General features: G+C 43.5%; 10 protein-coding genes. 2 read left to right on the top strand and 8 right to left on the bottom strand.

The features are described 5' to 3' along the window. Positions 1 to 13: 13 nt before the first annotated feature. Genes ID165_RS03240 through ID165_RS03225 form a run of 4 tightly spaced genes read right to left on the bottom strand, consistent with a single transcriptional unit; the run spans position 14 to position 7469 of the window. Positions 14 to 1153, bottom strand: coding sequence for an exo-alpha-sialidase (locus ID165_RS03240; protein WP_192348959.1), 1140 nt, complete (start codon positions 1151 to 1153; stop codon positions 14 to 16). A 12-nt stretch (positions 1154 to 1165) separates the two neighbouring features. Beyond that, entirely contained in the window at positions 1166 to 2794 is a 1629-nt protein-coding gene (locus ID165_RS03235) for a RagB/SusD family nutrient uptake outer membrane protein (RefSeq protein ID WP_192348958.1), read from the bottom strand. A 32-nt stretch (positions 2795 to 2826) separates the two neighbouring features. Further along, complete coding sequence (locus ID165_RS03230; protein ID WP_225586962.1) at positions 2827 to 5832, bottom strand: TonB-dependent receptor; 3006 nt, start codon at positions 5830 to 5832, stop codon at positions 2827 to 2829. A 29-nt stretch (positions 5833 to 5861) separates the two neighbouring features. Then, positions 5862 to 7469 carry a fucose isomerase gene (locus tag ID165_RS03225; RefSeq protein WP_192348957.1) on the bottom strand — a complete coding sequence of 536 codons (1608 nt, stop codon included), beginning with the start codon at positions 7467 to 7469 and terminating at the stop codon, positions 5862 to 5864. Between the two features lie 223 nt (positions 7470 to 7692). Here ID165_RS03225 and ID165_RS03220 point away from each other — a divergent pair, with 223 nt between their 5' ends. Beyond that, positions 7693 to 8562: an AraC family transcriptional regulator gene (locus ID165_RS03220; protein ID WP_192348956.1), complete on the top strand. Its 870-nt coding sequence runs from the start codon at positions 7693 to 7695 to the stop codon at positions 8560 to 8562. A 93-nt stretch (positions 8563 to 8655) separates the two neighbouring features. Here the strand turns inward: ID165_RS03220 and ID165_RS03215 are convergent, their stop codons facing one another. The 3 genes from ID165_RS03215 to ID165_RS03205 are packed head-to-tail and all read right to left on the bottom strand — an operon-like array spanning position 8656 to position 10952. Next, a complete protein-coding gene (locus tag ID165_RS03215) occupies positions 8656 to 9126 on the bottom strand; it encodes a DinB family protein (protein ID WP_192348955.1) in 471 nt (156 codons plus the stop codon). A gap of 12 nt (positions 9127 to 9138) precedes the next feature. Beyond that, complete coding sequence (locus ID165_RS03210) at positions 9139 to 9882, bottom strand: SDR family oxidoreductase (RefSeq protein ID WP_192348954.1); 744 nt, start codon at positions 9880 to 9882, stop codon at positions 9139 to 9141. Between the two features lie 8 nt (positions 9883 to 9890). After that, positions 9891 to 10952: a branched-chain amino acid aminotransferase gene (locus ID165_RS03205; protein WP_192348953.1), complete on the bottom strand. Its 1062-nt coding sequence runs from the start codon at positions 10950 to 10952 to the stop codon at positions 9891 to 9893. Positions 10953 to 11054: 102 nt separating this feature from the next. Between ID165_RS03205 and ID165_RS03200 the strand changes: the two genes are divergently transcribed. Beyond that, entirely contained in the window at positions 11055 to 12503 is a 1449-nt protein-coding gene (locus tag ID165_RS03200) for a PLP-dependent aminotransferase family protein (RefSeq protein WP_192348952.1), read from the top strand. Positions 12504 to 12830: 327 nt separating this feature from the next. On the opposite strand, the gene ID165_RS03195 is transcribed toward ID165_RS03200, so the two are convergent. Continuing rightward, complete coding sequence (locus ID165_RS03195; protein WP_192348951.1) at positions 12831 to 13331, bottom strand: GNAT family N-acetyltransferase; 501 nt, start codon at positions 13329 to 13331, stop codon at positions 12831 to 12833. Positions 13332 to 13471: the final 140 nt, after the last annotated feature.

Genomic DNA, 13471 nt, shown 5'->3' with positions numbered 1-13471 from the left:
ATTAACTACCTGTTTACAATTTATTGGGATCAATCACAGCGTACTTTACAGACCTTCTATTATAGGTATAGGTGATATGAACAAGGCCATCTGAAGCCTGAATTATAGATGGATAGGCATACCCATCCTCAATTGGCTCATTTTCAAAGGTCATCACCGGTTTCCAGTCTTGCCCATTCTCCGATATCGCAAGATTTAGAATATTCCTTCCGTTAGGCTGGTTTCCTTCTTTGGTAGAATGGTTATAGACCAGCAATTGTCTTCCATCTGCAAGCGTGACTGCGTCTGTGCCTGAATTTGGATTTGGCAAAGTCAAGGCAGTCATTTTCCCCCAGGTTTCTCCCTCATCCTCTGACCATATCTGAGAAAGCACACCTTGTTTGGTTCTGGAAATCGCCTGGATCTTACCATCAGGATAAGTCAGAATGCTTGGTTGAATCGCATCAAATTCAACTCCGTCATGCACAGGACCTATCATCTCCCAAGTGTCGCCCCCATCATCACTAATCTCAAAATATACCATCCAGTCCTGTTCATTTCCGTTGATAATGTATTCCAGACTAGTAGGGTTAATTATCCTTCCGGACTTAAGCTGTACCGGCTTGTTTTTCACGGGACCTATAATATGGCCGATTTCAGGATCTTCTCCCAGTTTGGTAGGCGTAGTCCAGGTTTTGCCGTTATCCGTTGAAGTAGTCAGCATTCCCCACCAGGTGGTCGGGCTGGGACCAACTTTATAAAACAGCATCAGGGGCTTTCCTTCAGGTTGAAATAGCACAGGATTCCAACACGGGTATCGAAGCGTGTCATTTTGTACACCATTGACAATTTCCTCAGGCCAGGTCCATTCTCCATTTACGAGATGGGATATTCTGATTCCCACATCCGGGTTATTTTCATGGGTTCCCCCAAAGAAAGCCGAGACGATACCTTCCGGAGTTTCGATCAAGGTGGAAGCATGAACCTCAGGAGTAGGCCTGTTGTCCAACCCATAAATCAACTCTGATTTCAGCAAAGCCCCTTCTCCCGGTTTGGAAACCGGAGGCAAATAATAGTTGCCGGTGATATCATTTGGGGCTTGCTGTGCTGATGCCATAAGCGGGAAAAGCAAAGTTCCCAAGCCGATTAAAATACTGCGCATGTTGATTTCCATATGTTTATCCTATTAATATCCTGGATTTTGTTCTAATTCCGCTCCAATGTTGGCATCAATGACAACTTGGGGAATAGGCCATAGCCCGTTATAATCTTGAATCGTATTGCGAGAGCTCTCCAATAATCCATGTTGCTTCACCCGTTCTACCAGTTTACCCATCCGAATCAAGGTACGTCTTCTCGGCTCTTCAAAAAGAAGCTCACGGGCTCTTTCGTCAAGAATAAAATCCAAGGAAACATCCCCGGGAGAAATTAAACCTGCATTGGCACGTGCCCGTAAGGCGTTTATATCTTCCGCAGCCTTATCAGTATTTCCATTTCTAAGATATGCTTCGGCGCGAAGGAGATAGGTCTCCGCAAGTCTATAAACATACACATCTTTGGAAGTCCTCCCTGATGTATTGTTCAAATTCCAAGGCTCTCCCTCTATTTTTCTGGGATAGGAATACATGCTCCGAAGAGTATCTTCTGCTGAAGTCTTGGGGGGAACGACTTGCCCAAAGTATTCGGAATTAGGATTATTGTAGTGAAAATCGCGACGCATATTATAAGGTGAATTCCGAATATCATTTGCATCGTTCCAAATTTCATACAGTGAATAAACAGTTCCTCTCACTCTACCTACTCCTCTACCCATCTCATCGGTTGGGACATTTGGAACCCCATTTGGATCCAGAATTCTTACAAAGAACGGCCCAAAATTTCTCACTGCCTGATTGCCGTCTCTGGTGCCGCCTCCACCGACTGTAAAACTCTCAAACTGCCAGACATAGATAGACTCCATATTTCCAGAACTTCTATTGAAATTTCCGTCTTTAAACAGATCTGAAAACACATCCCCAGATTCACTCTGGCTGCTGCCAAATCTTGAGGTCATAAGTCGGTAATCACCGGATTCGATCACTCTTGAAGCACTTTCAATAGCCTTCTCATACTGGCCCAAACTAATATACAACTCGGTCAGCAGGTGGTCTGCCGCTCCCTTACTGATTCTGCCCGGAGCTGTTTGATTTGCAGATGGCAACCACTGTGCAGCAAATTCCAAATCATTTTTGGCAAATTCATATACCTCCTGTCGCCCAGCTCTCACATAATCATATTTTGGCACATTGAGAATGGTATCTACTATAGGAACACCTCCATAGAGATTGGCGAGAAAGTTATGGGCATAGGCTCTGTAAAATCTTGCTTCTGCTATTACTGCATTTTTCTGCGCATCACTTTCCCAAATCCCATTGTTTTCCTCCTTGTTGGCGTAAACAATTACTGTATTGGCCTGAGGAAGCAGGGTTCCATACGCCCAATTCCAATTTCTGCCTACCTCAGGAGTCACAGAGGTCAGGTAAGAAATCCAATTTCTATAGGTGAAGTATTCCGCTCCCGCATCTTCACCTACATCTGTACCGGGAAAATTGGTTATAAAAAAGGTGTTGTCATCCTGGGAATATTCTTCTCTGGCCGCCCATGACAACCCAGTCAAGTAAGTTTCAAATCCTGCAACTGAAACCAGTGTATTGTCAGCGCTCAAAGAAGAAAGTGGTTCTTCGTACAAGAAGTCGTCATTACAAGAAACTAATACTGACATAACACATATCCCTATAGCTGCTAGTCCTGATTTTTTTATTTTTAAGATCTTCATTAGTCTAATCTTTAAAGGTGAATTGGTAAGAATCAGAATGAGACATTCAGCCCAACCAAAAATGTTTTCGGCATAGGATAAAGATTATCACTGCCCTGCTCACTCGTGTATGAACCTCCATTCTCAGGGTCTGTCCCTAGCCAATCTGTGAGCGTGGCTAGATTTTTTCCCGTAACGTAGATCTTCAATCCACTCAGTTTGAGTTTATCCAGCATTGCCCGGTTGAAATCATAAGAGAAGGTCACGTCTCTAAGCCGTACAAAATCCCTACTCATATACCAATTAGTCTGAAGGGGATTGGAATAAACCAGAGAAGGCCTAGTATTAGACTGATTATCAGATGTCCACCAACCTGCATCCAATTGGTTCAAGCTTCTTCCAGGCACCAGTGGGTTGATCAGATTAAAGGGTGCAATCCATCCCTGCATTGCATTAATAAAAATTGAAAGGGAGAAATTGTTGTATGTGAAATTGTTTCTAAGCCCAAATTGGTACTTGGGAATGTTGCCTGAACCAACCACAGTCCGGTCACCAGGAGTGATCACTCCATCGCCATTCAGGTCCTTAACTCTTACAAAACCTGCTTGTGATCCTGCAGGAATATCTTCATCTCCCTGCTGATATATACCATCAAAAGCATAGTCATAGTACGAATTAATAGGTTTTCCGATAAACCAGCTATTGGCTATATTATCATCTTCCCTTCCATCTCCATTCAGATCGGTTTTGAATAAATGAACAATTTCATTTTTGTTGTGGGAGAATGTAAAATCAGTACTCCAATTAAATCGCTCTTTTCTAATATTATCTGTAGAAAGAGATAGCTCAATCCCTCTATTATTCACCTCTCCTACATTGGTGAGGATACTTGTGTATCCGTTCATGATGGGAATATTCCTTCTTACCAGTAAGTTTTTCGTATTGCTGTTGTAGTACTCGATTGTACCGGCGATTCTTCTTTGGAAAAACTCAAAATCCATTGCAAAATTTGCCGTTTTGGTGGTCTCCCATGTCAAATCATCATTTCCCAGCGTGGAAGTGACCACACCTAAACTGCTGCTTCCCCCATCCCCAAACACATATCGTTGGGTAGAAGACAAGGTCAACGATTGATAGGGTTCGATAGCTTGGTTTCCGACTGCTCCATAGGAAGCTCTTAGCTTCAGCATATCCAAGAAATCAAGGTTGCTCATGAAACCTTCATCTGTCACAATCCAGGCCAGAGATCCTGACGGGAACGTTGCGTATTTATTGTTAACGGAGAAAACAGAGCTTCCATCCTTTCTGGCGGTAAGCGTCAACAGGTAGCGGTTTTTGAATTGGTAATTTAGCCTTGCCATATAGGACACCATTTCCACGGCATAAGCGGAGGAGCTTATACGCTGAATCTCACCAAGTCCCAGATTATTAAAACCAAGAACATCAACATTAAATTGCTCTCCTGACGCTAGCGTAGTTTCCGCTTCTACGTGATTTCTACCCAGAAGCAACGTCAGATCAAAATTATGATCCTCTCCAATGCTCTTGGTATAGGTCAAAATATTCTCCAAAACCCAATTGTACTGTCTCTCATTCAACTTACTCGCGGAAGTATTATTGAATGATACATTTTTGTCCTGATGCACAAAGTTGTATTCATGACTCCACTGGTAACTGGGAGAGAAATTGACCCTGTAAGACAATCCTTCTATAAATGGAGCATCGATTTGGGCGAAGAAATTACTAAACAGGTTTTCACCTATTTCCTCATTATCGGAAAGAAGAGAAGTCCTCATCGGATTACCCGCTGCCTGTTCGTCGGGCACAGGGAACTGCGTCGGGGAACCATCATCATAATACATGGTCCCGAGTGGACTCATTCTATAGGCATCCCGTACACTTGCACTCACACCCGATAAATCTCTATGGGAGAACATCGTATTTGTGCCAATTTGCAGCCAAGGCTTGATGGTACTGGTGATGTTTACCCTGAATGTATTTCTCTTTTGATTATCGTTATGAATCAATCCCTTATCATCACTTACAGATGCAGACACAAAGTAATTCATGGCTTTGGTCCTACCTGAAATATTGAGATCTATAGCACTTGACCTACCCTGCTGGGAAATTTCCCTCCAGGGATCAATTGAATTGCCGTTCCGGTAATTTTCAGCCTCTGTGGATGAGATGTAATTTTCGATGGAATTTGGATCTGCTGCCAGTCCGGACTGCGCTCTCCAATCCAATCTTCTTTGCAAATATCTATCTGGACTTAAAAGCTTAAGTTCTGATGCCCACTCAGAAACCCCAGTATATGTATTTAGGCTAATTGATGGAGTCTCTGTTGTTCCGCTTTTGGAAGTGATTAATATCACGCCATTAGCGGCCCTGGATCCATAGATAGCGGTAGAACTTGCATCCTTTAATATCTCCATCGATTTTACATCCCTTGGATTAATGTCATTTAAATTTCCTCCGAAAATAATACCATCCAGTACTATCAAAGGACTATTGGAGCCACTCAACGAATTTTGCCCACGGATCAAAATGTTTCCTACTTGACCCGGTCTTCCTGTTTCATTGAACTGAACTCCCGGAACACCTACCATAGCCTCGGTGACAGTGACATCGTCATTGCTTCCTGATAAATCAGCTGAAGAAATTGATCCGGTTATATTTCTTCTGACTTGGGTGCCATAACCCACTACTACCACTTCTTCGAGACCTGCTATATCCTCTCTCATTACCGGATTGATTTCAGATCTATTTCCGATTTCCTCTTCAATTGATTCAAATCCTATCATTGAAAAGACCAAAATGCCTCCAGTATCAGGGACATTAATTAAATAGTTGCCATCAATATCTGTAACTGCACCGATGGCCGTTCCTTTCAACAACACGTTTACACCGGGTAGTCCCATTGGATCATCTCCAGTTGTCACTTTCCCTTTTACGGCGTGTTGCTGCGCATAAGAGACGTTCGATATGGTAAATGCTCCAAGGAGCAAAATCAACATCAAAATGGAACGCCTCCTGAAATGAGGTAGTCTTGCATTCATTATATTATGGTTTTTTGGGTTAGTATTAGTTAATTGAGCTCTCCACACACGAAGGTTTCAATCCCTAAGGAATTAAAAACCAAGGCTTTTGACTTCATTGCTTCAATTGCCCATTTCTTAGAGTCGGCATAGACGACCTGTATATGATTGGCTTTGTGACGCCCCATCATTTGATCTTTGGAGATTCCCGGGAGCACCGCATGCATAATCGGCCATTCAGAAGTAGTGTTTTCCCATCTTCTTTGGGTTTCTTCTTCCGGAAGCGAAACGACCTCTCCTACACCCAGGTCACACTTTAGGCAGTCATGCTCTATATATATCCTGCTCCACACGATATGGCCGGGTCTGCTGATGCCCTTTAGACTTCCGCCCCCTTTTTTGAAGTACATGGGAGGCTGCCTCTCGCTACTTGCTCCGGAGTAACCTCCTATGAAATGGGCTGGAGGTGCTGCCCCTGAAATCAAAAAGACCCAAACAAATTCCATCTGTCCATTGATCCTATATTCTTCTCCCCAGCGGATATCGTGCAGGGTAGTCTCAGGGGGAAGTCCCAGTTGATTCCAAAGTCTGGTGGTAATCAATGCATCAATACCGGCACATTCATCCACTTCATTAAAATGGGGAATCAGTGATTTGGCATAAAGCTCTCTTCCTTTGTTGTCGAAAACAGGAGGCCTATCCGTATTATTGAGAAGTCCTTCGGCAAGATCACTCGCCGCGACCAGATCCTTCAATCCCTGCTGGTACTGTATACCAATCGTATCACACCCAAATTGATCTGCGATTCTCACGGCAGCGATATACATTTTGCACTGCTCCAGTGTCTGCTCTATAGTCAGTTCAACTTCGGGATTGGATCCCCAGTTGAATTTCATTCCCCGTCCAAGAAGCCAATCGAGAACTTGCTGTGCCTCCGATTGATCTACATCCATCATTTCCGCGTAAAGCGCAGATTGACTTAACCGCTCCTTAAATATCCCCAGTCGGTGGAGCAGCCTATCCGGGACTATTGCATTGAACATTCCCATACAGCCTTCATCAAACACTCCCATGATCGCTTTACTCTTGGCAAAATCCAGGGCGAAAGCTTCTGCCGACTTTCTCGCGGCATCGGAAATTTCCAGAGAGGCATAAGTGCTGACATGGGAGTTGTCCTTAGCGATAGTTCCCGTAGACAACCATTCCGTTAGTTTTCCCTTGAAAAAGTCATCCTGAAAATCCTTACTCCAAAGGGTACTGTAGTCAACCTCAGCTTTAGTCAGCGATCCGTTAAGATTTAACATCCCTACCAGACCGGAAGACATTCCTTCCCAGTTTGCAAGCGTTAAAATTGGTCCTTTATGAGTCATCAATCCCGGAAGAACATGATGTGTGTATTGCCAGACACTTTCTGCGACTATAATCGGCAGGTTAGGGTCGAGATTTTTGAAGACTTCTATTCCCATCTTTTGGGAATCTATAAATCCATGCTGCTTGACAGGATCATACGGGTGTCCCCGCTCAATCCCATAGCCGAATTCCGCCAAAGTTATGGCAAGTTGTTGCTCCATTTTTTCCTGAAATGCCCAACCGACGCGGTTAGCATCCAACCTTAGATCACCACTGGCCACTACCAGTATTTTTTTTGTCTCGTACATTAGTCTTCTCTCGGGTTTACTGCATGAACCTTACAAATATGAGAGAAAACAGAAGTGGCTAATTATCACATTTTGCCAAAAAATTATACTATTCTATCATTCTTGACCTCTGATATTGTTTATTATATCGATTGCGCTCAGAATTTAATTTCAAATCCTATAATATTGGATATCAGTCAAAGCAGAATATCCCCTAGACAGTAGAAAAATTACCCTACCCCCCATGAAGCCGCATTTTCATAAAGTCCCGAGCACTTCTGAAAGCTCTTTCAGTGTAAGACATGATAAAAAGCCAAATTTTGGCACCCTTTGGCATTTTCACCCGGAACTGGAGCTGCATTACATAATCAAGGGAGAAGGAACACAATATATCGGAGATACAGTAAGCAGTTTCTCAGGCGGGGATCTAATCCTACTCGGTGAAAACCTGCCCCATACCTGGCGTTGCTCTGAGCAGTATTTTCGGGGAGATCCCAATGAAGAAGTAGAAGCTTTTGTGCTTCAGTTTTTACCTACCTGTTTTGGAAAAGACTTTCTGGACTTGCCCGAAACCCAGGCTATTTCTGCCCTGTATGAAACTGCCAAAAAAGGAATGATCATCCATGGCAAAACCAAGGAGAAACTTGCTGAGACCTTATACGAAATCGTGAATGCCTCCAGTTTGGAGCGTATCATTCATTTATTGAAAATTCTTCAGATTTTAGGAGCTACTTCAGAATTTGAAACCATCTCGCCGGGCTATGCCAACAGCCACCTTGCCAATGTTTCAGAAATGCACCGACTGGAAAAAATTTATACCTATGTCTTGGCACATTACCGCGAGGAGATCAGTCTGGAGCTGATTTCCTCTATCGCAAATCTGAGCGTCTCCAGCTTTTCCAGATACTTTAAAAAAATGACCAACAAAACCTTTTTCGAATTTCTGATTGAAATACGGATTTCCAATGTGTGCAGGGCGTTGGTAGATGACAAATTGCCCATAGAGGTAATTTGTTATGATTGCGGGTTCAACAATATTTCTAATTTTTACAGGCATTTCAGGAAGGTAACGGGAATGACCCCGTTTGCCTATAAAAAACAATACCTGCCTTAATTATTGAAATCCAATTACACCGGCTATAATTTCCGTCATACCTGACGGTGATACCTCCAACTCTCTTGGTTATTAAGCGTCTTTTTATAACAACTATTGATCAGTACTCAATGCAGCCTTCTTCGCCTTGAAATGGATATAATCAGAACTGATAGGCTCCATTCCCATTTTACGCATCAGCATGGCAAGCTGTCCACGGTGATAGGTGGAATGATTGACCACATGCATTAGCACATCCAAGACTCTGCTTTCAAAGCTAACTCCGGATAAATTTCTATATGAAATTACCTCCTCCAGCTCCCTACTTTCCAGTATCTTTTTGACTTCTTCATTGAGCAGCACGTTTCTCTCTGAAAAGGATTCAATCGGGAAATCATCCCATGGCTTTATCTTCGGTTTGTTCTGATTGATTCTGTCTATCCAGACTTGCTGGGCATTTAAGATATGGTTGGCAAGCCTGCAAATCTCATCGTCCAGCTGATAATCATACGACTTAAACCGCTTATCCAATTCCCTGTTTATCTGATAATTGTACTCGAAAACCTCCTTTAAGTATTCTTTCATAACTATGATCAATTATAATCCTCCACTTACATCAATAAAACTTCCCGTAGTAAATGATGCTTTGCTTGAAAGCAGCCACAGGATAGCTTCCGCTACTTCATTCGCTTCCCCGCCTCTCTTGAGCGGAATCTTTGATTTCAAACGTTCTACCCGATCAGTCTCTCCACCCGAGGCATGTATATCAGTGTAAACCAACCCGGGACGGACAGCATTCACCCTAATACCTTCTGCCGCTACCTCTTTGGCCAATCCAACAGTAAAAGTGTCAATAGCTCCCTTGGAAGCGGCATAATCCACATATTCAAAAGGGGAGCCTGTTTTAGCCGCAATTGAAGAAACATTGACGATTGCTCCTCCCATACCTCCATACTTTATAGACATACGGGTTACCGCTTCTTTTGCACATACTATCGTTCCGATCACATTGGTTTGCATTACCCGCGTAAGACGTTCACTATCCATACTCTCCACGCTCATTTGTGGCTCAAGTATGCCGGCGTTGTTTACCAATCCATGAATGGGCCCGCATTCCCGGTCGATCCTACTAAACATCTGAATTATCTCATCCTGCTTGGAAATATCTGCCTGCATCACGAATGCTTTTGACCCCAAACGTTCAATTTCATTTGCAACTAACTCAGCTCCCTCCTTATGGGTAAGGTAATTCACAACAACCGCATAGCCGGATTTAGCAGCCAGCAAGGCGGTTGCTGCTCCGATTCCACGACTGGCCCCGGTTATTACTATTGTCCTCATTGTATCTACTATATAATTTCATTCCAACCGTAACGGTCCGGAGCAAGCCCTGTTCTGATGTCCTGCAATTGTTTTTTCAAGGTAATAAAAAGACTGTTATTCTGAACCGAAGGGAAATAATCATGACCGTTAATCCCAATCTTTTCTATGGGAGAAATTACTGCCGCAGTCCCTACCCCGAATGCTTCGATTTTCTTTCCCTCTTCAAAAGCCACAATCAACTCCCGGTAACTGATTTTCCGCTCTTCTACAGGAATACCCAAGTCCCGTGCTATGGTCAAGATCGAATCGCGGGTAATCCCTTCCAGAATACTTCCTGACAACGGAGGTGTAACCAGCCTTCCATCAATCACAAACATAAGATTCATCGTGCCGGATTCCTCCATGTATTCATGATGAATTCCATCTGTCCAGATCAATTGATCATATCCCTGTTGATTTGCCAGCTGGGTCGGAAGGATTGCCGCTGCATAATTCCCTCCACATTTGGCATCTCCGGTTCCTCCTTCTACTGCCCGTACAAATCCAGTCTCTACTTTGACGCTGACATTTCCCTCATAGTATTTGCCCATAGGCATACATACCACCATAAAGCGGTATTCTTTGGCTCCCTTTACTCCAAGTCTGGGCTCAGATGCAAATACAAAGGGACGGATATAGAGTGAAGTATCATTGCCCGATGGAATCCAGTCTTTTTCCAAATCAACCAACTGACGGATTCCCTGCATAAAAAGAGTTGCCGGAAGCTCAGGCATCCCCATGCGATTCAACGAACGGTTAATCCGCTGATAGTGCTTATCCATTCTGAATATGCTGATGCCTCCATCGGGCTGACGGTAGGCTTTGAATCCTTCGAAAACCGTCTGTCCATAATGCAGGCAAAGCGCCAAGGGACTTAGGGAAATCTCAGAAAAAGGCACTATTTCGGCATCGGTCCATTCGGAATTGCTATAAATCGCCTGAAGCATATGATCAGTGTGGTTCGGACCAAACACGATATGCTCAAAATCAAAAGCGCCAAGGCCTGAGTTTGGATTTTTTGTAATAGGTAAAGAAGTAAAATCAATCATTGTGCAATAGGTTTTGATGTAGAACAAATCTGAAAAAAGATTAGTAATGAATACAGATACAATTTCACTATTTTTGACAGGTACAGTTTAAATTTCAAATGTATGTCACAGCAGTTTATCTATCAGAGCATAGCGCAGACCCTAGAGCATCAGATCAAAAGGCAGGTGTTTAAGATCGGAGACAAACTCCCTTCCGTCCGTGAAATCTGCAGAGAACAGGGAGTGAGTATGAATACGGCTCTGAATGCCTACTATCAGTTGGAATCAAAAGGCCTGATAGCTTCACGCCCCCAGAGCGGGTATTATGTTGTTTATTCACATCACAAGTTTCCGGAAATACCCGAAATCAGCCAGCCTGTTCAGGACGAAGGGGCGGACAAAACGGAGCAATTGATTGCCGATGTTTTCTCAGTTTTGGGAACGGAAACGAATGTGAACTTTTCGCTCGGAGTTCCAGATCCGAAACTCCTTCCTATTGCAAAAATCAACAAGTCTCTTACCCGGGCAATCCGCGAAATGCCTCATAACGGAATAATGTACGATAGCATCCAAGGGAATCAAAAATTAAGAAACCAGATAGCCAAAGGTTCTATCTCTTGGGAAGGCACCTTGACTGAAGACGATCTGATCACTACTCCCGGATGCATGGGAGCATTATCCTACAGCTTGATGTCTATTACGAAGAAAGGAGATGTACTACTGACAGAAAGCCCGGTCTACTTTGGCGTTTTGCAGCTAGCCCAAAGTCTTGGACTGCAAGTGGTGGAACTTCCTACCCATCCTGATACGGGAATTGATATTGACATACTGGAAGAAACACTAAAAAAGCAAAAGGTAGCAGTCTGTCTCCTCGTCAGCAATTTCAACAACCCCACGGGAAGTTGCATGCCTGATTCACATAAGGAAGCAGTGGTAAGGCTATTGGAAAACCACCACGTTCCATTGATAGAAGATGATTTGTATGGAGATGTCTATTTTGGAAACAAGCGGCCCAAATCCTGTAAAAGCTTTGATAAAAGCGGAAACGTGCTCTGGTGCGGATCAGTATCCAAAACGCTGGTGCCGGGCTATAGAGTTGGCTGGATAGCTCCCGGAAGATTCAAAGAAAAAATCATCAGCACCAAACTCTACCAGTCAGTTTCATCTACCTCCATTGTGCAGGAAGCCGTGGGAAATTTTCTGGAAACCGGCCGATATGAAAACCACTTACGGAAATTACGGCACACCCTCCATGCCAATTCTATCCAATACCTCAAAGCCATTGGAAACTATTTCCCGGAGGGGACCAAAGTAAGCAGACCTACCGGAGGTTTTCTGATTTGGATTCAGCTAGATCCCAAGTTGGATACCGCAATCCTATTTCAGCAGGCCCTAAAGTATAAAATCTCCATCGCACCCGGAAGAATGTTTACCCTACAAAACCAGTACAGCAACTGTATCCGTCTAAGTTATGGGATGACTTGGGATGAGCGGATTGATAAATCTTTGAAAGTATTGGGTATGCTTGCCAAGCAAATGATACTGGGTTTTCAAACCAACACTATAAAATGATCCTGAAGGGATCCAACAATGAATAGCCATGGGTGCATAAATCCATTTATCTCCACGACCCCAAAGGGTGTCGAACCTGTAATCCTGACGATTTTCTATCCCCATGTTGCACTAGGGGCTATCCGCAGTCAGACCACTTTGTGGTCAGTTTGGTTGGATACCAATTCTAAGGCTTGCGAAAAGTAACATACAGTGGCTAGCTGCAGGAGATGTAAGATGGAAAACTGAATTCCATTGCGATGAAGCAATCTATGCCTCACAAAGACAACTCCTATGGCTGTGGTAGTCTCAGCTGTGATTCGCTACTGTAATTGGAACTTCTAAGTTTCACTCCATTCCAATTTTGCTGCTCCTACGCTCCATTAGAACAGTATCGCGCCACACACCTTTCATTTGCCCAATTCTTTCTCTGAAGCCGACTTTTCTAAATCCTGCCCTCTCGTGGATAGTGATGCTGGCTATATTTTCAGGAAAGATTCCTGCCTGCAGTGTCCAGAACCCCTTTTCTTCACTTTCAGCCACCAATTTTTCCAACAGCATGCTCCCGATATGCTGACCTTTAAATTTATTGGAGATATAAATGCTCACTTCCGCTACACCTCCGTACACACATCGCGAAGAAACGGGAGACAATGCAGCCCATCCCGCAATAGTACTGTCCGCTTCGGCCACTAATCTACACGCTTGCAAGTGCCCTTTGTCCCACTCATTCCAGCTAGGCACCTCCGATGCAAAGGTGGCGTTTCCCGTATCAAGTCCCTGCCGGTAAATCCCGGATACTTGTTCCCAATCTTCTTCCCTTAAATTTCGAAATAGTATATTTTCCATTTCAGTTTTGTTTGTATAAATTTTGACTAGCACGGTAATTAACAACCCATAATCTTAACTCATGTGTTTTTTTAATTTCTACGGAAGTAATTTCATACATGCAATATAAATCCGGATTCAGTTCTCCAGTGCCAATTCCA

Origin of the sequence: Algoriphagus sp. Y33 (genome assembly GCF_014838715.1) — a bacterium.
GTDB lineage: Bacteria > Bacteroidota > Bacteroidia > Cytophagales > Cyclobacteriaceae > Algoriphagus.
Note: the sequence above shows the minus strand (reverse complement) of the source record. Positions and strands in the feature narration are given on the sequence as shown.

Excerpts from the sequence above, each read along its gene's own strand:
- ID165_RS03205 (WP_192348953.1), bottom strand. The coding sequence starts at position 10,952 with ATGATTGATTTTACTTCTTTACCTATTACAAAAAATCCAAACTCAGGC.
- ID165_RS03225 (WP_192348957.1), bottom strand. The coding sequence starts at position 7,469 with ATGTACGAGACAAAAAAAATACTGGTAGTGGCCAGTGGTGATCTAAGG.
- ID165_RS03220 (WP_192348956.1), top strand. The coding sequence starts at position 7,693 with ATGAAGCCGCATTTTCATAAAGTCCCGAGCACTTCTGAAAGCTCTTTC.
- ID165_RS03210 (WP_192348954.1), bottom strand. The coding sequence starts at position 9,882 with ATGAGGACAATAGTAATAACCGGGGCCAGTCGTGGAATCGGAGCAGCA.
- ID165_RS03230 (WP_225586962.1), bottom strand. The coding sequence starts at position 5,832 with ATGAATGCAAGACTACCTCATTTCAGGAGGCGTTCCATTTTGATGTTG.
- ID165_RS03235 (WP_192348958.1), bottom strand. The coding sequence starts at position 2,794 with ATGAAGATCTTAAAAATAAAAAAATCAGGACTAGCAGCTATAGGGATA.
- ID165_RS03200 (WP_192348952.1), top strand. The coding sequence starts at position 11,055 with ATGTCACAGCAGTTTATCTATCAGAGCATAGCGCAGACCCTAGAGCAT.
- ID165_RS03240 (WP_192348959.1), bottom strand. The coding sequence starts at position 1,153 with ATGGAAATCAACATGCGCAGTATTTTAATCGGCTTGGGAACTTTGCTT.
- ID165_RS03195 (WP_192348951.1), bottom strand. The coding sequence starts at position 13,331 with ATGGAAAATATACTATTTCGAAATTTAAGGGAAGAAGATTGGGAACAA.
- ID165_RS03215 (WP_192348955.1), bottom strand. The coding sequence starts at position 9,126 with ATGAAAGAATACTTAAAGGAGGTTTTCGAGTACAATTATCAGATAAAC.